This is a genomic window from Acidimicrobiia bacterium, assembly GCA_040878325.1.
GTDB lineage: Bacteria > Actinomycetota > Acidimicrobiia > Spongiisociales > UBA11373 > JAUYIV01.
Window position 1 is genome coordinate 173,768 of record JBBDMM010000016.1, and the last position, 24,298, is coordinate 198,065.

Genomic DNA, 24,298 nt, shown 5'->3' on the forward strand with positions numbered 1-24,298 from the left:
GGCCCCGACCTTGCATCACACCCTGGTCATTTGGGCGAGAAGACTGTCGACCGACACCGAAGCGAAGCTGGAGGATGTGTCGGATGCCCCGTAGGCGATGATGAGCCGGTCGCCGTGGATCAGCGACCCGCACGAATAGACCACGTTGGGCACGTATCCGTCGCGTTCCGCTTCTTCGGGCTCCAACAGGGGCTCATCGAGGCTTCCAATCACCCGGCTCGGATCGTCGAGGTCGAGCAGGATCGCCCCGAGGGTGTATCGACGCATCGGGCCCACGCCGTGGGTGATCGTCAGCCAACCAGCCTCGGTCTCCAGGGGCGATCCGGCATTGCCGATCTGCATCAAATCCCATGGATGAGTGGGCACCTGGATCTGTTTCGACTCATTCCACACCCGGATGTCGTCGGACCGCATCAGGTAGTTGCTCTCGCCGTCTGATCGGCCCAGGGCGGCATATTTCCCACCGATGCGACGGGGAAAGATCGCCATCCCCTTGTTGCGCGCCTCCTTGCCGCCGATCGTGGCGATCCGGAAGGTCCGAAAGTCGGTCGTCTCGATCAGTTGCGGGAGAATCCGCAATCCATCGAAGGCGGTGTAGGTCGCGAAATATCGCATCGATTGGTCGGCTTCGACGAACGGCACAAATCGAGCATCCTCCATACCCTGGCTCTCGGTCGGCCCGCTCGGAAACAGGACCCGCTCCGAGACGGTCGACTCCGCCGGGAAAGTGGTCTCGTAGTTCGAAGAAGCGAGCCAATGGAGCGAGTGGATGGCGGCGTCGGCCGCCTCTGGTTGGTGGGCTCCGCCGCGGAGATCGGCGCAAGCCCGGTCGAGGTCTTCGAGAGTGAACCAATCGTCGACCGAGTCGAGGATGCGCCCGACCAGACCCCCCAGCACCCCCATCTCGTCGAGCTTGGCCGCAAACGCTGCTCTTTGGAACGTGGGGGGCCGGCGGTCTCCAATGATCGGCGGCCCCGCAACATCCAGGTCGATAGCGCCGTCGGCGCCGACCGACCCGGTGCGGAACTCGATCGCCGATATGTGACCCTCCCCGACCGCCCGGAGGCTGACGATCACCTCGAGGGACCCATCCGCAACGCTCCCCTGGTCGGGAGCCGGAACGATTGATGGATTGGTGAGGGCAGCACCCTCGAGGGAGTACTCGTGGACAAAGTACGCCCCGATGAGCATCCGAAACTCCTCCGGCACCCGAGCGACCTCCGGGACCGACGCGACCGCCGCCGCAAAACCCTGCATGAACACCTGGTCGAGGTCGGCGTGGCGCTCGGTGAAGCGGATCCTCAGGCGGTCGAGGGTGTCCCGCACCTCGGATGGGGAGAGGGCCGTGATGCGATCGATCATCCGTTCGGCACGGCTCTTCCCGGTGAATGGTGCCTGGTCGGAGATCAGGTACGGCTTGGCGATCAGTCGATGAGGATCGGGCCTGAGGGTCAGGGGCGATCTGACGACCGTGATGGCGGTCTTCACCGAGCCGGCGCCCCCATCCCCCCCTGGGCCAATCGCGCCGCCACCTGAAGGATGGCTATTCCAGCGAGTGTCGACTCGGCCCCGCGATTCTGGTTGACCCCGTACTCCATCAGGCCGTCACTGGTTGCCCCGGTGCCCGCATCGTAGAGGGCGAGGCCCAGGTCGTTGCGTCCGAGCAGCCAGTGAGCCGCACCGAGGGCTGGGAACTTCCACATTGGATCGCGAGTGATGCGCCAGGCGCGGAAGGAAGCATCGGCCAACGCCGCCGCCTCGATCGGCTGTTGGTCAAAGCCCGGTCGTGGCTCGCCGGGTGCCCACCCGGAGTGCGGGGTGAAGCTGAGATGCTCACCGTTGGTCTCGACACTCACCAGCCATTCGAGCAGCCGAAGGCCGGCCGCGATCAGGTGACCGCGACCGAGCGTCGCCCCCGCCGCGAGGAGCGCCTCAGGCAGACGCCCATTGTCGTAGGTGAGGCGGTCCTCGGGCCAGGGGATCCTCCTGCCGGCGGCATCCGCGATGACGCCCACCGTGCGCTCCAGCATCGCGGCGGCGACCGGGTGACCGGGCTGCGCGGCGATCATCTCGACCGCACCGAGGGCGGCGTAAGCGTTGGACCGCAGGTGCGGCGACTCGAAGAGATGACTGGATGCAAACGCGTCGGCCGCCGCCCGGCGGAGGGCGGGAGTGGGGCCCGAGCGGGCCGCCCTCCCCAGCGCCCACCAGGCTCTGCCTTGACTGTCGTCGCTACCGACGGTGTCGATCCAGACCCCATCGGCGTGCCGGCGATTGTGGAATCGGCCGAAGTCGATTCGGGAGTCGAGCACGAATCCGAGGTAGGTGGAGGCGAGATCGATCAGCTCGGTCGACCCGGACGCCTCCCGCAACACCACCAGCAACGCACGAGCGTTGTCGTCGGTGCAGAAGCCGTGCTCGGTGCGAGGGGACGACCCGAGGGCATGCTCCCAAAGGCCGAGGTCAGTGGTGAGACGCCCTAGGTGGGCAAACGACGGCGCCGGCATTGCTGCCTGACCCGAGGAATCCCGCGATGGGACCCATGCCGCAATCCGGCCGGGGTCATCCGGCATGCGGCACCGCCGACGAATCGGAGATCGTGCCGGCCTTCCTCGTCGCGATAGTCCCCATCATCGCTCCGAACCGACGGCCGATCTCGGGCCAGTACCACCGGGCGGCGAGACGCTGGGCCTCCCGGGCCATCGCGGACCGCAGGGAGCGATCCGTGGCGAGTCTCCGAATGGCTGCGGCCAATGCCGCGACGTCCTGGTGCGGCACGACGATCCCGGCGCCGTCCGTGAGCAGGTCGACGGCATGAGGAAAGGCGGTGGCGATGACGGGCTTCGAAGCGGCAACTGCCTCGACCAGTACGCCTGACGTCAACTGCTCCACAGATTCGTAGGGAAGAACCACGAAGTCGGCCCGGCGGACGAGACGGGCGAGCGTATCGCGGTCGAGGTAGCGATCGTCGAACTCGACCACATCCTCGAGCCCATTCGCCTTCACCAGTTCGATGAGGGACTCGCGATAGGTCTCACCGGCCGACTCCCGAACCCGGGGGTGGGTGGCGCCCACGATCAGATAGCGGGGCCGCGGCTCGAGGTCGACCAGACCCGCGAAAGCGGCGATTGCAGACTCCAAACCCTTTCCGGGACCGATGAGGCCCCAGGTGAGGACCAGGGGGCGATTCCCCTCCACCAGGGAAGGGCCGCCAAACCGCGGGTGTACCCCGTGGGGGATGGTCTCGACCCGCGATGCGTCGATCCCGTAGCGGTTGGTGAGCCGTTCGGCGGCGATGGGGCTCATGACGATGAGCCGATCGGCGGCAACGCCAAGATGTTCGACGATCCGCTGCTGCGCAGCCGTCGGGCGGTCGAGCACGGTGTGGAAGGTCACGGCCGTGGGCACGGTGAGGCCGTCGATGAGTTCGACCACCTCATCGCCATCGGGGCCCCCGAAGATCCCGAATTCGTGTTGGATCGAAACCGTGTCGAACCCGTTGAGCACCCGCAGCGCCTGATCCAGCGAATGCCGGTCGCCGACCCGGTGGTGGTAGGCGACGTCGGCCGACGTGGAGATTGCGGCGGCTGAGGCGAGGTCGACCACGCCGAGACCCTCCCGCGAGGAGCGGTCGCTGGCGATGCCGTCGAGCAGTGCGGCCGTATAGCTGGCGATTCCGCAAGCGGTCGGCGGGTAGGTGCTGACGAACCCGATGGATACGGGGGTGCTTATGACGACTCCAATCAAGAATGGCTCGGGTTACCAACCATCGACGATGACGGGCACGAGTGTCTGATCGGAAGAACTCCCCCGCAGGACCGATCGGCAAACCCGGCCGCCGGTTCCCTCATTGTACCGGTGCCGGCCGGACTGTCCGCCGGCCACGGGGCCACGGGGGGATGGGCGCCCACAGAAATGCCCATCGCAATCGGGATTCGGGTTTGCGGACGGGGGCGGCTATGCTCTCCTTCAACAGTGCACGCCTGATGCGTGCTGCGCCTCCCTTCTCCTTTCCTACCGTCGGGTGAAGCGGCCATTGGGCCCAGCAAAGATGCTCACCCGGTTTCGGTCGGTTGTGACCTCCGGCTTCGCACCACATGGGGCGCAACGACGATCGACGGTTCAACGCTTCAAGAGGAGCAAAGACAATGACCACCAACATCTACGTGGGGAATCTCACGTTCGACACCGATTCCGCTCAGCTGGAGTCCCTGTTCTCCCAGCACGGTCAGGTGACCAAGGCCCAGGTCGTGATGGATCGCGACACCGGCCGCTCGCGCGGTTTCGGGTTCGTCGAGATGGCCTCGTCCGACGAGGCTCAGAAGGCGATCGATTCCCTCAACGGCAAGGACGTCGGCGGGCGTGCGCTCACCGTCAACCTGGCCAAAGAACGCCGTTAGGCGATAACACTCCCGAGCACGGGATTCGCGGGGCGAAGGCCCGACGCCAACCCCGTTGCTCGGTCAGAAATGAGGAAGGACCGGCCACAGGGCCGGTCCTTTCTTCATTCGAAAGCTGGGCTTCATCGATGTGAGCCCCATTATCTGCCAAAAGGAGAGAGCTTCACATAAGGGCCGGAGAGGTGTATCTTTCCTTCGCTACCACTAGTTGGTAGCCCGCCCAGACCCCGCGGCCCTTATTCGGCGCGGAGGTGCACGGTGGTTTCGGACCGGCGACTCTCTGAGCTTCTGGGCGAGTTCGCCCGGACTCTGATGACGGACTATCCGATTCAGTCGATCCTCGATCACCTCGTGCGTCGCATCGTCGAAGTGCTGCCGATCGGCTCTGCCAGCGTGACGCTGATCTCGGAGACAGGGGAAACCAGGCATGTGGCCGCCTCCGACGAGTCGGCGCTGCGCTTCGTGGAACTCCAGACCGAGAACGGGCAGGGGCCTTGCATCGCGGCCTTCCGGACCGGTGAGACCGTCGCCATCCCCGACCTCCGCCACGACACTCGGTTCCCCGAATTTTCGACGCGGGCAATCGAAGAGGGGCTCGCCGCGGTTTTCAGCTTTCCTCTCCGGGACTACGACCACAGGCTCGGGGCTCTCGACCTGTACCGGACGACGGCCGGCACGATGGACGCCGAGGCGATGGCGGCAGCCCAGACGCTTGCGGATGTGACCACCGCCTACCTCCTCAACGCGCAGGCGCGGGCGGATCTGGAGGAGGCGTCGGAGCGCGATCGCCACCGATCACTCCATGACCCGCTGACTGGCCTGCCAAACCGCACCCTCCTCGTCGAGCGCCTCGACCACGCGATGCTCCGCTGCCGGCGTTCGAAAAAGATGGTTGCCGTGTTCTACACCGACCTCGACGGGTTCAAGTCGATAAACGACTCTTACGGGCACCAGATCGGGGACCAGTTGCTGGTTGCAGTCGCCGAACGGCTGACGAATCTGCTCCGACCCGGAGATACGGTCGCGCGCTTGTCGGGAGACGAGTTCGTCATCCTCTGCGAGGATCTCGACGAGGCCGTGCAGGCGGAACCGCTCGCCGAACGCATCGGTGCGGCGATGCGCGAGCCCTTCGTAGTGTCCGGCACCCAGTTGCATGTCAGCGCCAGCGTCGGTATCGCCTTTGCCGGCCTCGCCGACGACATCCCCCACTCGGTTCTGGATCAGGCGGACGCCGCGATGTACGAGGCGAAGCGGCAAGGGGGAGGACGTCACGCCATCATCGACCTGCGTGACCACCGCGTAGTCAGTCACCGGGCGCGCCTGAATCAAGACCTCCGCGGCGCGGTAAGGCGGGGTGAGATGGAGGTCCACTACCAGCCGATCGTGGCCACCGGGAGCGGACAAGTCACCGGGGCCGAAGCCCTGCTCCGCTGGCACCATCCGGCTTTCGGGATGGTGCATCCCGACGTGATGATCCCATTGGCGGAACAGTCGGGCCTCATCGGCGACATCGGTCGGTGGGTAATGGAGCAGGCGTGCCGCGACCGCAAGCGTTGGGTGGGCCAAACCTCCCGGGAGGATCTTGGAGTATCGGTGAACATCTCGATCCACCAGCTGATGGCGCCGGGCTTCGCCAGCTTGGTGTCGACCGTATTGTCCGACACCGAGACACAGCCAAATCTGATGACACTCGAGGTGACCGAGAGCGTCCTCGTCTCCGACCGGGAGCGCGCCCTGACCGCCCTCGTCGGCCTCAAGAACATCGGCGTGGCTCTGGCACTCGACGACTTTGGGACCGGCCAATCGTCGCTCAGCCACCTGAAGCACTTCCCGATGGACACGGTGAAGATCGACCGGGGGTTCATCGGCGACCTGGAGACAAGCCTTGCGAGTCGCCTGATCGTCAGGGCCGTAGTGGGTTTGGCTCATGGCCTGAACATGGCCGTCGTGGCCGAAGGAGTGGAGACGGCGGGGCAGCGGATGAGGGTCGCCGAGATGAGCTGTGACTTCAGCCAGGGCTACCTGTTCGCCCGTCCCCGGAGCGCCGAAGACCTCAGCGCCCTCCTCGGCGATCGGCAGACGCTCCCATTGCGACGCACGGCACCAGCGTTTTCCCAACTGGCGGCAGCAAGCCCGGGTACACCCGGCCACACGGAGCACTGGAAGGGAGCCCGAACCGAGGGGCGCGGTGACCAATGACGCTCGCGACCGGGCGGCGCGCGTCGCCGTGGCGTTCGAACAACATCGCACCGCGAACCCGCCTGGCAGCGTATGCGTGGCAACCGCCGAGGTGATGCAGGTTTCATCTGCCGGCGTCACGCTGATGAGCGGCCGACACAGCGGCCCGGTGTGCTTCTCCGATCGACGAGCCGGCGCCCTCGACGAGTTGCAGTTCTCGCTCGGCGAGGGGCCGTGCCAGGACGCCTATGCCAGCCGTGCGCCTGTGTTCGAACCCGACCTCTACTCGGCAGGCCAGAGTCGATGGCCCAACTTTGCACCCCTCGCCATCGAGCTGGGGACTCGAGGCGTGTTTGCGTTCCCTCTCCACAGCGGCCGGAGGTGCATTGGGGTACTCACCCTCTACCAGAACGCCGCAGGCGACCTTTCCCGCGACCAGATCGCCGACAGCCTGTGGGTGGTAGACGCCCTCACCGAGTCGATCCTCACCCCCCACACGACCGAGCAGCCAACTCTCTCCACCCACGAACGCCCTGCTTCGATCGCGCACCGGGCCGAGTTTCACCAGGCGACGGGAATGGTGGCAGTACAACTCGATATCTCCGTCGCCGACGCTTCCGTGCGCATCCGGGCGCACGCCTACGCAACATCCCGATCGCTCGCCGCGGTGGCCCAGGACATCGTGGCACGGCGCCTCCGCCTCGGCGATGACACGCCACCCGGGGGATCGAATGACTAGTCTTGGGTCGCCTGGAAGAGGCAGGGAGGAATGAAGCGAGAGCAACTCGTCGTCGATGTCTTTGTTCAACTCGCCGACTCGCTGGTTGACGACTTCGACATCATCGACCTGCTCACCGTGCTCTCGGACGGATGCGTCCGGCTCGACCCCGCCGACGCGGCCGGGATTCTCCTCGCCGACGAGGACAGCAATCTGCGAGTCATGGCCGCCTCCAGCGAGCGAGCCCGTCTACTCGAGCTGTTCCAGTTACAGAACCACGAGGGACCCTGCCTGGAGGCGTATTCGACCGGCCAACCCGTGACGCACACCGACCTCGCCAACTCGGTGGACCGATGGCCGCACTTCGGCCCCGAGGCTGTGTCCGCCGGGTTCGGCTCGGTTCATGCGATCCCCCTGCGGCTCCGGACCATCGTCATCGGGGCGCTCAATCTGTTCGCTGCCGAAGCCAGACCGCTGGACGAACCGAATGCACACCTTGCGCGCGCCCTGGCCGATGTCGCCAGCATCGCCATCCTCCAGGACCAAGCCGCTCGAGAGGCGGTGCTGCGGGCCGGCCAACTCCAGTACGCCCTCGACAGCAGGGTGGCCATCGAACAGGCCAAGGGGATGGTGGCCGAACGGACCAAGACCGACATGGACGAGGCGTTCCGGATCCTTCGCAAGTACGCCCGCGACTCTCGCCGCCACCTCAGCGCGGTCGCGACGGATATCGCCGCAGGAACCGTGCCGCTCGACGAGGTCATATCAGCGACCGTGCTGTCGGAATCCGACCACAAGAACGGTTAGGCACGACCACGGAGTTGCCCGCGCTCATAGATGAGCGCACTGCGAACTGACCGAACCGTCGTCAGTGTCTAACCATCGGGGCTTTTGGCCCTAACGCCCCGCTGAGCCTCTCCGTACCTTCCCCCAGTAACCACAGATGGAGGGGGCCGTGTCTCGAGAGTCCACCGCGTCCGATCGGAACTTGTTTCTCGCCGGCATCGGCGTGCTGGTGATCGTTGCGCTGATCATGTCGATCCTCGCGCTGGGGAAGGCCCTGGCGGGCCCCGGGACGGCGTCGTCACCAGCCGCGTCTTCCACGACGGCGCCGCCGACCACCCCCGCGGCGACGCCGGCTGAGGTGAGCATCACCCTCTCTGAGTTTTCGATCACCCCCGGGGAGATCGTGATCGCCGCCGGCGGGTCCCTCGTCGTCGAGAACGAAGGGTCGATCGAGCACGATCTGCGGATCGAGGGGACCGATCTGATCACTCCCCTGATCGCCGTGGGTGGCTCGGAGCGCCTCGACCTCACCGGCCTCGAGCCGGGGACCTACCGGGTCCTGTGCACGGTGGCCGGTCACGAGCCGGCGGGGATGAGCGCCACCCTCGTGGTGGGTGGTGCCACCGGCGAACCGGGCGGACACGAGGGCCATGGCTCTACCGAGATCACCTGGGAGCAGATGGAGGAGAACATGCGAGCCTCGGTGGCCGCCTTTCCGGCCGAGACCGAAGGCGTCGGCGCCCTGCCCATGGAGCCGACGATCCTCCCCGACGGAACCAAGGAGTTCGTCCTGGTCGTCGATGAACTGCAGTGGGAGGTCGAGCCGGGGCGGGTGGTCGAAGCAGTCGCCTACAACGGCCAGATCCCCGGACCGACCATCAGAGTCGATGTCGGCGACCGGGTGCGCATCGTCGTCGAGAACCGCCTCGACGAGATCACCTCGTGGCACCCCCATGGGGTTCGGCGTCACCCCAACGCCGCCGACGGAGTGGGGTTCATCACCCAGGACCCGATCCGGCCGGGCGAGAGCTGGACCGTGGAGTTCGTCGCCGAGGAGCTTTCGGTGGGGATGTACCACGGGCACGACATGGGCATCCACCAGGTCCCCAATGGACTCGCTGGAGCGTTCCTGGTGGGCGAAGTGCCACTGCCCGAAGGCTGGGAAATCGTGTCGGAGGAAGTGATGTTCCTCAACGACGCCGGCAACATCGGCTTCAGCCTCAACGGCAAGTCATTCCCGGCCACCACCCCTTACGTTCTCGCTCAGGGCGAAGCGATGATGGTGCACTACATGAACGAGGGGCTCATGTCCCACCCGATGCACCTCCACAACAACCGGCAGTTGGTGATCGCCAAGGACGGATTCCCGCTCGAGTCACCGTATTACGCCGACACGCTGAACGTCGCCCCCGGGGAGCGATACACCGTGCTCGTCCTCGCCGAACTGCCCGGCGTCTGGGTATGGCACTGCCACATCTTCACCCATGTGGAGCGCAGCGACGGCACCATGTTCGGGATGCTCACCGCCCTGATCGTGGAGGAGTAGCCAGAGAGAACCCAACTTGCGGGGTGCTTACACGAGAGAGCACCAACCCGGCCAGGGTGGTGACTTCGGGTGAGCGACCTCCAAGAGGACGGCTACGCCAGACCGAACTCCAGCCCCGGCCGGGTGAGTTCGCGGCGTGAGGGCCCGCCGCCGACGCCATGGATCCGGCTCCAGGACTCCGATTCGGCCACCTCGAGGCTCAGCTCACGTAGTCCTCGAGGACGATGCCGATCGACATCGATTCGACGATCTCTCGATCTCCCAAAGGCTCAGGCAGCTCGACCGTATAGGCGGTCTCGGGATTGCCCGGACACGATTGGGCACTGTGTTGACTCTCGGCGGCAAAGGCAAGCCTCACCTCGGTTTCCGTCATCACCACCTGATGACCGACGAACCGATCACCCATCGGCAGGCCGCTCGCACACGCCGCCTCGGTCAACAACACAACTAACTCTGTGGTATCCGGTCCTGGCTCGGGAGCCGACGGATCAAGGCGCCACCTGACCACGTTCAAGCCTTCCGGCAAGGCGTATTGAAGGTCGCAGCGGCTTCCGCTGATGGACGAGCCGCCCCACTTCCACACGCCGCTCTCCCGGGAGAGACGCATGTATGCCAGGGTTCCGTTCGCTCGCGCCACAAGGGTCGCCCGATCCTCGGCCTGATAGAGCAACTGCCAACCGTCCTGGGGCCAATGCCCCATCAAACCCTCCTCGCTGCTCAAGAAGGGCTCGATCGCAGCCAGCATCCCGTCCGGGTCGTCTGGGGCGATCAGCTCTATCTCGTAGATGGCACCAAGCGGAAACACGGATGCGCCCTGACACCCGACCATGAGGTCGGGCGGGTACCCGCCGTTCTCATCCGGCGGGACGATCACGTCGAGGTCTCCCATCGAGATGAAGCTCGGGGAACTGGTGGTGGTAGTGCTCGCCGCCGTTGAGGTCGTGGGCGTGCTGGTCGAGGCGTCCAATGCCAGAGTGTCTGCCGTCGTGGTGTCCACACCCCCGTCCGGGAAACCGGCACAGGCGACAACGATCAAGGACGATGCGGTGAGCACCATCCAACGTCCTCGCATTTGCATGGTGCTGTGACGCTACCTCAGATGGGGTTCTACGACCGATGAGGCTCGATGCCCAGCGACCCACCCCGACTCGGGATCGTCTCTCGGCATGCGTACCGTGGGAGGGATTAAGCGACAGCACCACCTAGCCCTCCTCCGCGGGGTGGGGGCGGCGCGGCCATGAGTCGTTCGCTATTGTCCCGATCTCGCGCACCTCGTGCGCCCGGAGGGGTGGGTCTTGGAACCTGGCTGGCGCAGCGCGGCGGTCGCATGACCACCTCAGCGGTCTCCCTCGAAGAACTCAGCAAGCGCTTCGGCGATGTCGTCGCCGTGGATGGCGTGTCTCTCGAGATCGAAGATGGCGAGTTCTTCTCGCTGCTCGGCCCGTCCGGATCGGGCAAGACCACCTGCCTGCGCATGATCGCCGGGTTCGAAGAGCCCACCTCGGGCAGGGTGCTGCTTCACGGTTCCGACGTCACGGGGCTGGCCCCCTACCAGCGAGACGTGAACACGGTGTTCCAGGACTACGCCCTGTTCCCCCACATGACGGTGGCCGCGAATGTCGGTTATGGCCTGATGGTGCGCGGCGTCGACAGAATGGAGCGGGCCGCCAAGGTGGCCGAAGCCCTGGACTTGGTTCACCTCGGAGCACTCGGTGAGCGCAAGCCGGGCCAGCTCTCCGGGGGCCAACGGCAGCGGGTGGCCCTGGCTCGGGCGCTGATCAACCGACCCAGGGTGATCCTGCTCGACGAGCCCCTGGGTGCCCTCGACCTCAAGCTGCGCCACGCCATGCAGATCGAGTTGAAGTCGATCCAGCGCGACGTCGGCATCACCTTCATCTACGTGACCCACGATCAGGAGGAGGCGCTGAACATGAGCGACCGCCTCGCGGTCTTCAACCACGGCCGCATCGAACAGGTAGGACCACCGCAGCAGGTGTACGAGACACCCCGAACCGCCTTCGTTGCCGGGTTCGTCGGCGTCTCCAATGTCGTTCCCGCCCACCTCGCCATGGCGCTCACCGGGCGCGCCGGGGCTTTCACCATCCGCCCGGAGAAGATCTCGCTACACGTTGCCGCGGCGCCCCCAGCAGATGCCGCAACCTGCGACGTGAGCGGAACAGTGGTCGACGTGATCTACCTCGGCATGTTCACAAGATATGCCGTCGAGGTCGATCATGCCACCACCCTCGAGGTGGTTCGGCAGAACCTCGATGCGGCCCACCGGGAACGGGGGCTCCTCGGAGCCACCGTCCACCTGCAGTGGGCGCGCGAGTCCTGTCGGTACCTCTCCGAGGGATCAACGGAGGAAGACGAAGGAGGAACGAAATGACCAAGCGCCGAATTCTGGCGCTGGTGACGGTCATCGCCATGATGGCGGCGGCCTGCGGCGACGACGATGCCGGACCCGGTGGTCCGCTCACCGAAATCGGTGACGGTGAAGGTGCCGTGTCGATCATCGCCTGGGCGGGCTACATCGAGCGCGGCGACACGGATCCCAGCTTCGACTGGGTAACCCAGTTCGAGGCGGACACCGGTTGCATGGTGACCGTGAAGACCGCGGCTACCTCGGACGAGATGGTCGCCCTGATGCAGGGCTCCAACGACTTCGACCTGGTCACGGCTTCGGGCGACGCCAGCCTCCGGCTCATTGCCGGCGGCACCGTTCAGGAAGTGAACACCGACCTCATCGAGTCGTGGGGCGACGTCGACCCGCGCCTCCAGGAGGCCCCGTGGCACTTCGTCGACGGCGCCCACTACGGCGTGCCGTACCAGTGGGGCTCGAATGTGCTCATGTACAACACTGAGGTGTTCGGGGACACGCCCCCGACCTCGTGGAACGTGGTGTTCGAGGAAGTGACCTTGCCCGACGGGGCGAGCAACGCGGGACGGGTCGAAGCCTACGACGGGCCGATCTACATCGCAGACGCTGCGCTCTACCTGATGCATCACCAGCCCGAGCTGGGGATCACCGATCCCTACGCGCTGAACCGTGCCCAGTTCAAAGCAGCGCTCGACCTGATGCGCCAGCAGCGGGAGTTGGTGTTCCGGTACTGGCATGACGCGTTCGTACAGATGGACGACTTCACCACTGAGGGTGTGGTCGCGTCCAGTTCGTGGCCGTTCCAGGTGAACATCCTGGCAGCGGGCGGTGCCCCCATTTCGAGCGTGATCCCAGTGGAGGGGGCCACCGGATGGGCCGACACCACGATGATGCACGCGAACGCCCCGCACCCGAACTGCGCCTACATGTGGATGGAGTGGTCACTGAACCCCCAGGTCCAGGGTGACCTGGCCGCCTGGTTCGGTTCGGTGCCAGCCAACCTCAGCGCCTGCACGGGCAATGCGCTACTCGGCGACACGGGTTGTGCGACCAACGGCGAGGGGAACTTCGACCAGATCCATTTCTGGAAGACGCCTCAGGCCGACTGCTTTGGTTTGGGAGGCGAGTGCGTCCCCTACCACGAGTGGGTTACCCAATCGGTCGCCGTCATCGGCGGCCGGTAACCCGGTCACAAGGGGGAGAGGGGGGCCCTGTGGGCCCCCCCTCTCCACTCCCCAATGGTCATCGAATCCACCAACGTCGGACGCATCGGCCGGATCTCGGGAGCGCTGCATCGCCGCCCGGGCCTTCGGCTGCTGCTCCTGCTGGGATTGCCCGCGCTATGGCTGGTCGGCGTGTACGGAGGATCGTTGCTCGCTCTCCTGTGGCAGTCCTTCTTCAGCCTCGACGAGTTCTCCGGCAATGTGAACCGCGACCTGACTCTGGAGACCTGGGGCGACCTATTCACCGATTCCAACATTTCGATCGCGATACGGACGTTGAGCATGGCGACCGCGGTCACCATCGGCGCTGCCGTCATCGCCTTCCCCATCGCCTACTACACGGTCCGCTACGCCGGCCCGAGGCTACGCGCCGCGTTCTTCGTCCTAATCCTGATCCCGCTGTGGTCGTCCTATCTGGTCCGGGTCTACGCGTGGAAGCTGATCCTTGCCCGTGAGGGCATTCTGTTCTGGTTCGTCGACACGCTCGGACTCAACTTCCTGCTAGACGCGGCCCTATCCGCCCCGGGGATCGGGGGCCCGTCGCTGAGCGCCTCGGCACTCGGTCAATTCTTCGTGTTCACTTACATCTGGCTGCCCTACATGATCCTGCCGGTTTACACCGCGCTCGAGCGAGTGCCACGCTCCTACCTGGAGGCCTCCGCCGACCTCGGAGCCCGACCAGCGCAGACGTTCCGCACCGTGATCTGGCCGCTCGCCATCCCCGGTATCGCCGCCGGATCGATCTTCACCTTCTCCCTCACCCTGGGCGACTACATCATTCCCACGATCATCGGGGACTCCTCGCCGTTCATCGGGTTGGCCATCTATTCATATCAGGGCGTGGCCGGGAACCTGCCGCTAGCGGCGGCCTTCTCGTTCGTCCCGATCGTGATCATGGTGATCTACCTGATCCTGGCCCGCCGGGCCGGAGCATTCGACGCGCTATGAGTACCCGCAGACCGCGCATCCGCAGGCACTTCGGGCTCCGCCTCTCCACCTGGGCGGTCCTGGCGTTTCTCCACTTCCCGATCCTGATCGTCGCGCTCTATGCGTTCACCACCGAGGACGCCGCCTTCAGCTTCCCACCGCCGGGCCTGACCCTCGAGTGGTTCGGCGTGGCGTGGAGCAACGGCGCGGTTCGTGACGCCCTGTACCTGTCCCTCCGGGTCGCCACGACGGCTACCGCGATCGCCCTCGTGTTGGGGACGATGGCGGCGGCTGCGGTGTGGCGGCGACCGTTCTTCGGCCGGGAGGCGGTGTCTCTCTTCATCGTCCTGCCGATCGCCCTTCCCGGAATCATCACCGGCATCTCGCTGCGATCGGCGATCGCGTTGGGCAACATCCCATTTTCGTTCTGGACGATCGTGATCGGTCACGCCACCTTCTGCGTGGCAATCGCCTACAACAACGTCGTCGCCCGGATGCGCCGCACCTCACCGTCGCTGCTCGAGGCGTCTGCCGACCTCGGTGCCAACGGTTGGCAGACCTTCCGCCATGTGCTGCTCCCCCAGATCCGCCCGGCATTGATTGCCGGAGGCATGCTCGCCTTCGCCCTCTCTTTCGACGAGATCATCGTGACCACCTTCACCGCCGGGAACCAGCAGACCCTGCCGATCTGGATGTTCTCGTCGTTGGTACGGCCCAGGCAACGCCCGATGACCAACGTGGTGGCGCTGCTCATCGTGGCGCTCACCTTCATCCCCATCCTCCTGGCGACCCGGATGACCAGGAACACCGAGGGGAGCTGAGGCCCGGGGTCGGCAGGGGTGAGTCCGACAAACAAGACCCGGCCGGAAACGGTCGGGTCTTGTCGATTCGTAGCGGGGGCGGGATTTGAACCCGCGACCTTCGGGTCATGAGTTATGACTCATCGACCGTGCCCTCCGCCGGGACCATACGTTCCGCTCACCCATCAAAAGGCTCTGGTCCCTACGACTGTGGTGACTGAGTTCTCTGTCGTGGCTAGGGCGATGTTCGACTCAGGTGCACGATGGATCCGCCCTCGAAAATCCGGGGTGAGGGTTCGACTCCCACTCGTCTGAAGACCCCCGCTGGTACGCCGAGGTCGGCCAGCCAGACGTCACCGACGTCGGATCCTTCCAGACCTTGTTTGGGCAGGGCGAGTGTGAGTGTCTCGGTGGGAGCAACGACCACACCTGGTGCCTGACCAGTGTCTGCGTCGCGACCGGAAGGCACGTCCAACGAGATGACGGGCACGCCGGCTTCGTTGATGGCGGAGATCATCTCGGCGACCAACCCCTGCGGCGCCTCGTTCAGTCCATATCCGATCAGGGCGTCGAGGATAAGCCCCGGCTGATCCTCGGGCATCGCGCCAAGGCGACCCGGCGTCTCCGAGTAAATCTCGAGCTGCTGGTCGAGGATCGTCCCTGGCGTGGGCTCACGGGCGAGGATCAATGTGACGTCGCCACCACGGTTGGCCAGATGCCGGGCCGCAGCCGTTCCGCCGCCACCGTTGCCGCCCGGACCGCCGAAGACTGTGATGGGTATACCCGTCCAGCCCTCCCCGATCACAGCGGTCGCCGCCGCGGCCAAGGCCCGACCGGCATTCTCCATCATCTGATAGATGTTCGGGGTCCGGCGCTCGACGGCGATACGGTCGACCTCCCTCATCTGCTCGACGGTCACGGTCGGTACGACCACTCCCCGATCTGTTGTGAAAGACCAACTCATCGGCGGGGTTGTCCCAGCCTGGCCTCTCGCCCGGGCCCCGCATCCGTTGGTGATTGGGCCGATGGCTCACGACCCAGAGCCCAACCGACTACGAGAGCGCCGACCCCGACCGACTCCAGATCGGTAGCCGCGCGGCGTTCAGCCGACATGACCGGCCGCGACCTCGTTGAGCTTCTCGGAGTCGACGACGCTGATCATCCGATACCCGGTGTTGATCGCACCCATGTCGCGCAGCGTTCTCACGGCCTCGTTGACGGTCTGCCTGCTCGAGCCGAGCAATGTCGCAACCGCGGCCTGGGACAGCTGCAAGTCGGGGCCGGTCTTGGAGGCTTCCTCGACGAGGAGATCTGCGACCTTGGCGAGCACCGTCTTGTGCAAGAGGTGAACGATTCGCCGTTGGGTGTTCTGCAGCTGGCGCAGCGCTGACACCAGCCAACGAAGGCAGAGCGCCGGGTGTTTCGCCAGCTCCGGGATCAGCACGTCTCGGTCGAATCGAAAGGCCTTGACCTGATTGACGGCCTGGGCCGAAGACATATAGGTGCCCTCACCGAACATGGCGATATCTCCGATCACCGAACCAGGCCCGACGCGAGCTACCACGCGACGTCGTCCGCTGTGCATTCGAAATAGGTCTACCTCACCCGACCTGATCACGTATGCGGCGATTGCCGGTTCTCCCTCTTTGAACAGGTGCGAGCCGGTGAACCGGGAGATCGGCTCGGCCACGTTCTTGAGGGTGTCGATGTCGCCGGGGGTGAGAGGCAAATAGTCGGGTCGCCCGAAGGAGCGTGCCAGCCACGCCAGGTGCTGGTCCTCGGCGTTCTTCATGCTGGCGGGGTCACCTGATCCAAGAGGCAAGATCGCGTAGAGCCTATACCGGGGGGAATGCTCTCTCAGGCTCAGCCAGCGGAAATGGCCATCCCCATCAGTTCGACCTCAGTGGCTACCGGATCGTCCGCGAAGACATCCCGGCACGGACCTGCTCGAGGGCCCCAGTCAGAGCGAAGAAGTGTCGCTCCTCCGACACTCTCCCGAAAAGGGGTATCGCGAGCAGAGTTGACCTAGTCATGCAAATGCGCACCCTCGGCCTCATGACTGGGACCGCACTTCTCGTCGTCGCCTGCGGGAACGGTGACAAGACGGGAACCAATGAGGGGGACCCGACCCCCGAACCAGAGTCGACGACCACCGCTCCGCCGGCCACCAATGGACCAGGCGGGGAACTTCCTTCGGCGCTGGACAATATGGAGAACGCCTCCTTCCCCGAGCCCCTGATCGATCCTTCCGAGATCATCAGCGGCGGTCCCCCACCCGACGGTATTCCCCCAATCGACAATCCCCAGTTCGTCTCCGTCGAGAAGGCGGACGAGTGGATCGGTGCGAACGAGCCCGTGATCTATCTGGAGATGAATGGGGAGGTTCACGCCTATCCGGTTCAAATCCTCATCTGGCACGAAATCGTGAATGACACCGTGGGAGGGGTTCCGGTTGCGGTGACCTACTGCCCGTTGTGCAACAGTGCGGTCAGTTACCTGCGAGAGGTGGCTGGTCAAGTCACCTCATTCGGGACCTCAGGGCGGCTGTATGCGTCCGCCCTGGTCATGTACGACCGAGCCACCGAATCGCTCTGGACCCACTTTGACGGCCGTGCGGTGGTGGGCGCGCTCACCGGGCAGAGGCTCGAGCCGATCTCGTCGCCCTTGCTCGGCTGGTCGGACCTCAAGGAGTCGTTCCCCGAGGCGAAGGTTCTCGACCGTCATTCGACCGGATACAGCCGACCATATGGCACGAACCCCTATGCCGGCTACGACGATCCGGACACCCAACCCTTCCTCTTCCGAGGCACAGTCGACGACCGGGCGGCAGCCAAACAACGCGTCGTCGGCGTCGCCATCGACGGTGCTGCCCGCGCCTGGGCTCTCGATGGTCTGGCGGACGGAGATGCGTCGGCCACCAACAGTCAAGTAGGGGAAACACCCGTCGTCCTCTTCTGGAAGTCGGGCCAGGCGTCCGCGCTCGACACCGACCTCATCGTCAGCGGGCGGGAAGTCGGCTCGGCGGCGGTGTTCTCCCCGGTCGTCAACAGTCAGACCCTCACATTCGGAGTCGATGGGGATGAGTTCGTTGACGACCAAACCGGCAGCCGGTGGGACATCACTGGAATCGCCGTCTCGGGCGAGCTCGCCGGCAGGTCGCTTGAGCAGATCCACCACCTCGACACTTTCTGGTTTGCGTGGGCCACCTACCAGCCGACGACCGATTTGATCGAAGGCCGCTAGCGGCAGCCGAGCCGGGTCAGGGCCCCCCAGCCGGCGACCCTCCGGTCGAAGGCGAGAAACGAAGGAGCGTTGAGACAAATGAGCCCCCGGCTAAATGGAGATGCACCGCCGGACTCGAGATACGACGTCCTGGTCATCGGCGGCGGCCCGGCAGGCGAGAACGCAGCTGACATCGCCGCCAGGGCCGGACTCCGCGTAGCCCTGATCGAGCACGAGCTGCTCGGAGGCGAGTGCACCTACTGGGCGTGCATGCCGTCCAAGGCTCTGCTCCGCCCAGGGGAGGCGCTGGAGGCGTTGCGTCGGGTACCGGGGGCCCAGAGCGCGGCATTGGGGGAAATCGACGTCGATGAGGCCCTCGCCCGCCGCGATTCGCTGGCCAGCCACTGGGACGACGCCGGTCAGGTGTCGTGGCTCGAAGATGCCGGAGTCGACCTGATACGTGGTCGCGGCCGGATCGGTGGCGAGCGACAGGTGACCGTGCAAGCTAGGGACGGATCGATTCATCTGTTTGAAGCTAGAAAGGCCGTGGTGGTAGCCACCGGATCCTCGGCGGCTAAGCCGCCAATCGAAGGGCTCGACAGCGCCGGGGTCTGGGACTCCCGAGACGTTACGACTGCGAAGCAGGTGCCCCGCAGACTCTTGGTCATCGGAGGAGGAGTCGTCGGCAGCGAGATGGCACAGGCCTGGAAGTGGCTCGGTGCAGAAGAAGTCACCCTGGTCGAGTTGACCGGCCACCTTCTACCCCGCGAGGAAACCTTCGCTGGAGAGGAGTTGGAGGCTGCGCTATCCCGCATGGGGGTCGTCGTCCACACATCCGCGTCCACACGTTCGGTAACTCGCGTCAGCCCGGGCGGTCCCGCCACCGCCGAGATCGAATTGGCAGATGGTGAGGTCGTGAAAGTGGAGGCCGACGAGATACTCGTGGCCACGGGACGCAGACCAAACACAGGCGACCTCGGGCTGGAGACCGTCGGTCTGGAGGCGGGTGGCATCATCGAGGTCGATGACCACCTGCAGGCCACGGCTGTGCCCGGTGGATGGCTGTACGCCGTGGGTGACGTGAACGGCAGATCGCTGCTCACCCATACCGGAAAGTATCAGGCTCGAATCGCCGGGCGTCATATCGCAGGCGCGGCCACACACGCCTGGGGCGACACCAAAGCGACCCCGCGCGTGGTCTTCACCAGTCCAGAGATCGCCGCAGTGGGGCTCACCGAGCGGCAAGCGAGAGAACGCGGGGTCGACGTGCGCACCGTCACCTACGACATCGGACGGGTGGCCGCCGCGGCTGTGCTCGGACGTGGCTACCGCGGAACGTCGAAACTCGTCATCGACGCCGCGCGTGAAGTGATCGTCGGGGCTACCTTCGTCGGCCCGCGGACCGGAGAACTGCTTCACGCCGCCACCATCGCGATCGTTGCCGAGACACCGCTCGAGACGCTCTGGCATGCCGTCCCCGCCTTTCCGACTCTCAGTGAAGTGTGGCTGCGTCTGTTGGAGACTTATCGTGACGAGTACGAGAGGGAGTTCGTCTGACCCCGTCTCCAGGCGTCGAGGTCGCCCTTGCCCGTGCCCTCCGCTGGACCTTGGTTGGAGCCTCGGTCAGCCTGCCGCTGCTCTTCGTTCCGGACGCGACGCCCGCGACATTGCTGCCGTACACGATGGTGCATCTCAGCGCCCTCGTCGCCTTCGGACTGATCGTGGTCGCCCACCTGGCCCGCCTCATCGACGATTCCTGGTTCGCCTCACTCGGCGCCACCGGCCGGCTCATATCCTCGGGAGCGGCGGTGGTGGCGCTCACAGTTCGGGGTGGTCGCCCTGGTCACCCTTCCGACGTCGGCCGCGCTCCGCTTCGACCCTTCTCTGCAGTTCCTCCAACTGCTCTCCGCACTGGACATCGCATGGGCAGCCGGGGCAACTCTCCTGGGTGTGGGGTGGATGACCACGAGGCGTTGGGATCATGCCGCGGGTGCGGTGGTAGGTGTGGTTTGTGTCTGGTCGATCTGGACCTACCTTTCTGCAATCGGCTTCGCCCCCGACGGTGGGTGGCAAGTCAACGGAGCCGCCCTGATGCGCTACGTGCTCCCCTACGACATGGCTGCGGCCATGGTCGCGGTGATCACCCTGTCGTTGGGGGCTCGACGTGACGGACGGACAACAAAGGCCTGAGCCACATACAGCGACCCCGGCAGATTGCCATTAGCGAAAGGGCTCGGGGACCCGTCGGACTCAGTTGGTCAGTGCTGAGGTGGACGGCAGTCTTCTCAGGCCTTGGACACCTTGACACCACGCCAAAACGCGATGTGATCCTTGATGTGGGCGGCGGCCCGGGATGGGTCGGTATAGGTCCACGCTGCAGCCGGGTAGCGGGTTCCGTCGGCAACTACGTCGTAGTAGGTGGCCAAACCCTTCCACGGGCACACTGAAGTCTCTGATGAGGGTTCAAGCATGTCCCAGTTGACGGCGTCCGGGGCGAAGTAGTCGTTGCCCTCGACCTTTACGGTCTGCTCGGCGGATGCAACCACCACGCTGCCAGCCATAGCCTGTGTGACCGATGAGTGATCGGACTTCTTGAATCGACGCAATATGTCTGTCATGACCAGCACAACACGACATGCCGTACAGGTATGGCATGGACTGTCGGACCTGCGACGATGTGCAGCTGCAATGAGGCTCGGGCACCGTTAACCCAGTCATGGCCTCAGGCCCCAATCCCCTTTCGGTTGGACTGTCGGTGGTTCGATCTCTGGTCTCCGTCCGGCGACCGGGACCGTTTGGAACCTCCACGGCCGACCACTCGCTTCTCACCACACCGCTGAGACGTCTTAAGAGCACGGGGCCTGGATTCCTGTCGGACCTGGAGGTCGACCTTGGTCGCTACCTGGACCACGCCACAGGTCTGAGCCCGGATTCGCTGAGCAGGGCGGAAGCCCTGGCGTATTGGATCAACGTCTACAACGCCGGGGCACTGCTGCTCGCCGGCCAGGCACAAAAGGCCGGCCTCGGATCGGTGATGGGCATACCCGGCGGGTTCAACCAGGAAGTGATCCGCGTGGACGGAGAGAGCCTCTCGTTGGACGATATCGAGCACGGCAAGCTGCGCCGGTTTCGTGACCCGGGGATTCATGCGGCACTCGTCTGCGGCGCGGTCTCCTGCCCTACTCTTCGCAGCGAGCCGTATCGGGGGGAAACGCTGGGTGACCAGCTCGACGACCAGCTACGCAATTTCCTCATGGCCGGGGCCCTCGAAATCGACGAAGACCGGAAGGTCGTCTACCTCTCTCGCCTATTTCTGTGGTTCGGCGGCGACTTCACCCGGCCAAATCGCATGCCGACCTTTCTCCCAGCACGACGGTCGAGGGTCCTCAGCGCATTACGACCCTGGATGGATCCCGCCGTCGCCCGATGGATAAATGAGGCCGATCCCGCAGTGGAATTTCAGGGGTACGACTGGGGCCTTCGCTGCACCGTCCGCTGACCATGCGTTCCCGGTGCCGCTAGTCACCTACGACGACCCCCAGGAAAGATCACGCCGCGAACGGCACGGTGAACTCGAACCCGGACATGGACCCGTCGGCCACTTGTCGTATCTCCCCACTGTGAGCCGCCACCAACTCGCGCGCGATGGGCAGCCCCAGACCAAGTCCGGGGGCGGACATGGTCGGGTCGTCGACAAGACGCGCGTAGGGCACGAACGCCCTTTCCAGGTCACTCGACTCGATGCCCCGTCCAGCGTCGAGCACGCTGCAGCGAACCAATGCGTCATGGTTTGATGCGGTTACCACGATCGGCGGCTCACCGTACTTGAGCGCATTGTCGACCAGGTTTCGCAACACCTGACGGATGCGGGGCGGGTCCGCCAGGATCATCGTCCGCGGCGGCACCCGGTTGGAGACATCTCCGGCCCGAGCGCCGAATTCCAAGAGCACCGCTGCGGTCAGCTCATGGAGATCGACCCGGGCCGGGGTAACGGTCACTCCTCCTGCGCTCATCTGGCCGAAGGTGATCACATCCTCGATGAGCGCGTGTAGCTCGTCGGCCTGGTCCGCCATGATCGTGAGAAACTCCCGCCGCTCCGTAGGGCTCACATCGTCGTCGAGCAGGGTCTGGGTGAAGCCCTTGAGTGTCGTCAGAGGGGTGCGCAGCTCGTGGCTGACGGTGGCCACGAACCGGTCCTTGAGCGAGTTGAGCTCACGCTCCCGGCCGAGGTCCGCAGCCAGGGCGCGCTGACCCCTTCGCACCATGCCGGCAATGCCCACCATCAGAATCCCGATGCCGAGCAGCAACGCGGCCTTGATGCCCTCTCCGGTGAGGAATTCCGAGGTCGGCACCGGGCCCGGGGGGTGAAAGAGCGGGAGCGACACCTCACCGGCGACGAAGTGGAGAGCCACCTCGACCGGTACGGTGAACAAGGCGGCGCCCACGATCACGCGAGTATCCCGGAGAACCATCACGAAGGGACCCACGGCGACCACGCCCAGGGCGATGAACGCGGCACCCGACACGGGCCCATACAGCCACCAGACCGCGACCGACACAGAGAGGTCGATCAACAGCAGGCCCCGAACCGTCATCCCGCCCGGGAACACCGCGCTGATGGACGCCAGGAGGAAGACGGCTGCCATTCCGGCCCGTCGCGGATCGGGGCCTATGACCAGCGCAGCGACCGTGCCGCCGAAGACGAGGCAGTACACCACCCGCCTCCATCGGCCAAGCGGACGCTCGAGTTCGGCAAGTGCCCCTCTGTCCATTCCCGGTACATCGGCGGCTGTCGCGCACTAATAAAGCGTGCTGTGGAACCCGCGGGTCACTGCCCTGCGAAGACCTCGATCTCGGCGGCGCCGGTGTTGCCTCCGGTCGAGGTGGTGACATCGAAGCGGATGATCTGCCCGGTGAACGCGACGTCGCTGCGACCCACCGGGAACGGCCCATAGATGTCATCGCCGTCGACCGTGACGGTGAAGGCTTCGGTGGTCGCGGTGCCGTCGGACATCGAGCGGGTATGGAACCCGACGGCGACCACGTCGACCGCCCTACCGAGGTCGATCACCAGGTAGCCGTCGTCTCCGTCGCGAAGCGGGCGACTCCCGGCAGGATCCTCGAGACCTGACGGGAGGCGCGGTGTCGGGTAGGGTTGCCGCGATGCAGGCGCCGACGTTCACTCTCGAGGACCAGGCGGGACGCCCCTTCTCGCTCGGCGACCATCTCGACGCCGCAGTGGTCCTCTTCTTCCTCCGCGGCGACTGGTGACCGTATTGCAACGGCCAGCTGGTCAGCTTGGCACAGGGACATCCCGACTTCACGAACGCGGGTGGGAGGATCGTCGGGATCAGCGTGGACTCGCCGGGGCAAAACGCCGCCATGGTCGAGACGCTGGGCCTGCCGTTTCCGCTTCTCAGCGACCCCGAGCGAACCGGGGCGATCGAGCCATACGGGGTGGCCGACCCGCGGGACGAGCGCAACATCGCCCTGCCCACAGTCGTCCTCGTCGGTCCAGACGGCGAGGAGAAGGCGCGATTCACATCGCGCGACTTTGCCGACCGGCCCTCCGAGGACGAGGTCCTCACAGCCTTGAGGTCGCTCGGCCTACCCCCCGTCGAGCAGGTGTCTCCCGAGCTCGGTGAGGCCCGGCCGGGACCGAATGCCATGCCGTTCCAGAATCTGCTGCCCTACTACCGGGGGGCGCGCTTCGCGGTGATAGCCATGGCCGGGCGCCACCCCGAGACTCGTGATGAGGCGGACGAATATGTTGCCCTGCTCGACCGCTACACAGAGGCCACGAAACAGGCGTATCGCGCCAAACGGGATGCCGGCTGAGGCGCCCAGTAAGCCGGCGGCGGTGGCCGAGGTCTTGACCACCAGGCCACATCCCCGGGGCGAACTCGGTGCCCTGGACGCGTTGGAGGCTCGACTTGGCGCGCTCCCCAAGGATGCCGAGATCGTCGCCTAATGCCGGGGCCCCTACTGCGTGCTCGCCCCGCAGACCTTCCAACTTCTCCGCCAGCACGGATATCAAGCCCGCCGGCTTCAAGACGGGCTCCCCGAATAGCGCCGGGCCGGACTACCCGTCGGCACCGGACCGGTGGAACGGAGCTGA

Annotated in this window: 24 protein-coding genes and 1 pseudogene; 16 read left to right on the plus strand and 9 right to left on the minus strand. The window is 65.4% G+C overall.

Features of this window, described 5'->3' with window-relative positions; genetic code table 11:
- Window positions 1-15: 15 nt before the first annotated feature.
- The 3 genes from WD184_09770 to WD184_09780 are packed head-to-tail and all read right to left on the minus strand — an operon-like array spanning window position 16 to window position 3,747.
- Window positions 16-1,488 carry a glycoside hydrolase family 130 protein gene (locus WD184_09770; protein ID MEX0827020.1) on the minus strand — a complete coding sequence of 491 codons (1,473 nt, stop codon included), beginning with the start codon at window positions 1,486-1,488 and terminating at the stop codon, window positions 16-18.
- Window positions 1,485-2,573: a glycosyltransferase gene (locus WD184_09775; protein ID MEX0827021.1), complete on the minus strand. Its 1,089-nt coding sequence runs from the start codon at window positions 2,571-2,573 to the stop codon at window positions 1,485-1,487. Before WD184_09775 ends, WD184_09770 begins: the two co-directional genes overlap by 4 nt.
- Complete coding sequence (locus WD184_09780; GenBank protein MEX0827022.1) at window positions 2,563-3,747, minus strand: glycosyltransferase; 1,185 nt, start codon at window positions 3,745-3,747, stop codon at window positions 2,563-2,565. The genes WD184_09775 and WD184_09780 overlap by 11 nt, the downstream gene beginning before the upstream one ends.
- A gap of 401 nt (window positions 3,748-4,148) precedes the next feature.
- Between WD184_09780 and WD184_09785 the strand changes: the two genes are divergently transcribed.
- The 5 genes from WD184_09785 to WD184_09805 all read left to right on the plus strand — a co-directional run bounded on the left by WD184_09785 (window position 4,149) and on the right by WD184_09805 (window position 9,628).
- A complete protein-coding gene (locus tag WD184_09785; GenBank protein ID MEX0827023.1) occupies window positions 4,149-4,400 on the plus strand; it encodes an RNA-binding protein in 252 nt (83 codons plus the stop codon).
- A gap of 258 nt (window positions 4,401-4,658) precedes the next feature.
- The gene (locus tag WD184_09790; protein MEX0827024.1) at window positions 4,659-6,599 is read left to right on the plus strand and encodes an EAL domain-containing protein; all 1,941 of its coding nucleotides are present in this window, start codon (window positions 4,659-4,661) and stop codon (window positions 6,597-6,599) included.
- A complete protein-coding gene (locus WD184_09795) occupies window positions 6,589-7,317 on the plus strand; it encodes a GAF and ANTAR domain-containing protein (protein MEX0827025.1) in 729 nt (242 codons plus the stop codon). The genes WD184_09790 and WD184_09795 overlap by 11 nt, the downstream gene beginning before the upstream one ends.
- 30 nt (window positions 7,318-7,347) lie before the next feature.
- The gene (locus WD184_09800; protein ID MEX0827026.1) at window positions 7,348-8,103 is read left to right on the plus strand and encodes a GAF and ANTAR domain-containing protein; all 756 of its coding nucleotides are present in this window, start codon (window positions 7,348-7,350) and stop codon (window positions 8,101-8,103) included.
- Window positions 8,104-8,251: 148 nt separating this feature from the next.
- Complete coding sequence (locus WD184_09805; protein MEX0827027.1) at window positions 8,252-9,628, plus strand: multicopper oxidase domain-containing protein; 1,377 nt, start codon at window positions 8,252-8,254, stop codon at window positions 9,626-9,628.
- A 199-nt stretch (window positions 9,629-9,827) separates the two neighbouring features.
- On the opposite strand, the gene WD184_09810 is transcribed toward WD184_09805, so the two are convergent.
- On the minus strand, window positions 9,828-10,517 hold the full coding sequence (locus WD184_09810) for a hypothetical protein (protein ID MEX0827028.1): 690 nt from the start codon (window positions 10,515-10,517) through the stop codon (window positions 9,828-9,830).
- Between the two features lie 4 nt (window positions 10,518-10,521).
- On the opposite strand from WD184_09810, the gene WD184_09815 reads away from it, so the two are divergent.
- The 5 genes from WD184_09815 (at window position 10,522) to WD184_09835 (ending at window position 14,979) form a co-directional block, all read left to right on the plus strand.
- Window positions 10,522-10,716, plus strand: coding sequence for a hypothetical protein (locus tag WD184_09815; GenBank protein MEX0827029.1), 195 nt, complete (start codon window positions 10,522-10,524; stop codon window positions 10,714-10,716).
- Between the two features lie 239 nt (window positions 10,717-10,955).
- Window positions 10,956-12,017 (plus strand): ABC transporter ATP-binding protein, encoded by a 1,062-nt coding sequence (locus WD184_09820; protein MEX0827030.1) that lies wholly within the window; start codon window positions 10,956-10,958, stop codon window positions 12,015-12,017.
- A gap of 38 nt (window positions 12,018-12,055) precedes the next feature.
- Entirely contained in the window at window positions 12,056-13,192 is a 1,137-nt protein-coding gene (locus tag WD184_09825) for an ABC transporter substrate-binding protein (protein MEX0827031.1), read from the plus strand.
- A 54-nt stretch (window positions 13,193-13,246) separates the two neighbouring features.
- On the plus strand, window positions 13,247-14,179 hold the full coding sequence (locus WD184_09830) for an ABC transporter permease (GenBank protein MEX0827032.1): 933 nt from the start codon (window positions 13,247-13,249) through the stop codon (window positions 14,177-14,179).
- Window positions 14,176-14,979 carry an ABC transporter permease gene (locus WD184_09835; GenBank protein ID MEX0827033.1) on the plus strand — a complete coding sequence of 268 codons (804 nt, stop codon included), beginning with the start codon at window positions 14,176-14,178 and terminating at the stop codon, window positions 14,977-14,979. Before WD184_09830 ends, WD184_09835 begins: the two co-directional genes overlap by 4 nt.
- A 214-nt stretch (window positions 14,980-15,193) precedes the next feature.
- On the opposite strand, the gene WD184_09840 is transcribed toward WD184_09835, so the two are convergent.
- Window positions 15,194-15,922: an NAD(P)H-hydrate epimerase gene (locus WD184_09840; GenBank protein MEX0827034.1), complete on the minus strand. Its 729-nt coding sequence runs from the start codon at window positions 15,920-15,922 to the stop codon at window positions 15,194-15,196.
- A gap of 138 nt (window positions 15,923-16,060) precedes the next feature.
- Entirely contained in the window at window positions 16,061-16,750 is a 690-nt protein-coding gene (locus WD184_09845; GenBank protein ID MEX0827035.1) for a Crp/Fnr family transcriptional regulator, read from the minus strand.
- A 263-nt stretch (window positions 16,751-17,013) separates the two neighbouring features.
- Here WD184_09845 and WD184_09850 point away from each other — a divergent pair, with 263 nt between their 5' ends.
- From WD184_09850 to WD184_09860, 3 genes are all read left to right on the plus strand, one after another.
- Window positions 17,014-18,201 carry a DUF3179 domain-containing protein gene (locus tag WD184_09850; protein ID MEX0827036.1) on the plus strand — a complete coding sequence of 396 codons (1,188 nt, stop codon included), beginning with the start codon at window positions 17,014-17,016 and terminating at the stop codon, window positions 18,199-18,201.
- A 78-nt stretch (window positions 18,202-18,279) separates the two neighbouring features.
- Complete coding sequence (locus WD184_09855; protein MEX0827037.1) at window positions 18,280-19,737, plus strand: NAD(P)/FAD-dependent oxidoreductase; 1,458 nt, start codon at window positions 18,280-18,282, stop codon at window positions 19,735-19,737.
- A 273-nt stretch (window positions 19,738-20,010) separates the two neighbouring features.
- Entirely contained in the window at window positions 20,011-20,370 is a 360-nt protein-coding gene (locus WD184_09860; protein ID MEX0827038.1) for a hypothetical protein, read from the plus strand.
- A 95-nt stretch (window positions 20,371-20,465) separates the two neighbouring features.
- On the opposite strand, the gene WD184_09865 is transcribed toward WD184_09860, so the two are convergent.
- Window positions 20,466-20,798 (minus strand): DUF427 domain-containing protein, encoded by a 333-nt coding sequence (locus WD184_09865; protein MEX0827039.1) that lies wholly within the window; start codon window positions 20,796-20,798, stop codon window positions 20,466-20,468.
- Between the two features lie 137 nt (window positions 20,799-20,935).
- Here WD184_09865 and WD184_09870 point away from each other — a divergent pair, with 137 nt between their 5' ends.
- Complete coding sequence (locus WD184_09870) at window positions 20,936-21,679, plus strand: DUF547 domain-containing protein (GenBank protein ID MEX0827040.1); 744 nt, start codon at window positions 20,936-20,938, stop codon at window positions 21,677-21,679.
- 49 nt (window positions 21,680-21,728) lie between these two features.
- Here WD184_09870 and WD184_09875 read toward each other — a convergent pair whose 3' ends face one another.
- Together WD184_09875 and WD184_09880 are read right to left on the minus strand one after the other, a co-directional pair.
- Window positions 21,729-22,895, minus strand: coding sequence for a HAMP domain-containing sensor histidine kinase (locus tag WD184_09875; GenBank protein ID MEX0827041.1), 1,167 nt, complete (start codon window positions 22,893-22,895; stop codon window positions 21,729-21,731).
- Between the two features lie 113 nt (window positions 22,896-23,008).
- Window positions 23,009-23,251 carry a hypothetical protein gene (locus WD184_09880; GenBank protein MEX0827042.1) on the minus strand — a complete coding sequence of 81 codons (243 nt, stop codon included), beginning with the start codon at window positions 23,249-23,251 and terminating at the stop codon, window positions 23,009-23,011.
- A gap of 71 nt (window positions 23,252-23,322) precedes the next feature.
- Between WD184_09880 and WD184_09885 the strand changes: the two genes are divergently transcribed.
- Both WD184_09885 and WD184_09890 read left to right on the plus strand, forming a co-directional pair.
- Window positions 23,323-23,451: a hypothetical protein gene (locus WD184_09885; GenBank protein MEX0827043.1), complete on the plus strand. Its 129-nt coding sequence runs from the start codon at window positions 23,323-23,325 to the stop codon at window positions 23,449-23,451.
- A gap of 12 nt (window positions 23,452-23,463) precedes the next feature.
- Window positions 23,464-24,018: pseudogene (locus WD184_09890) on the plus strand (redoxin domain-containing protein).
- The last annotated feature ends 280 nt before the right edge of the window (window positions 24,019-24,298 follow it).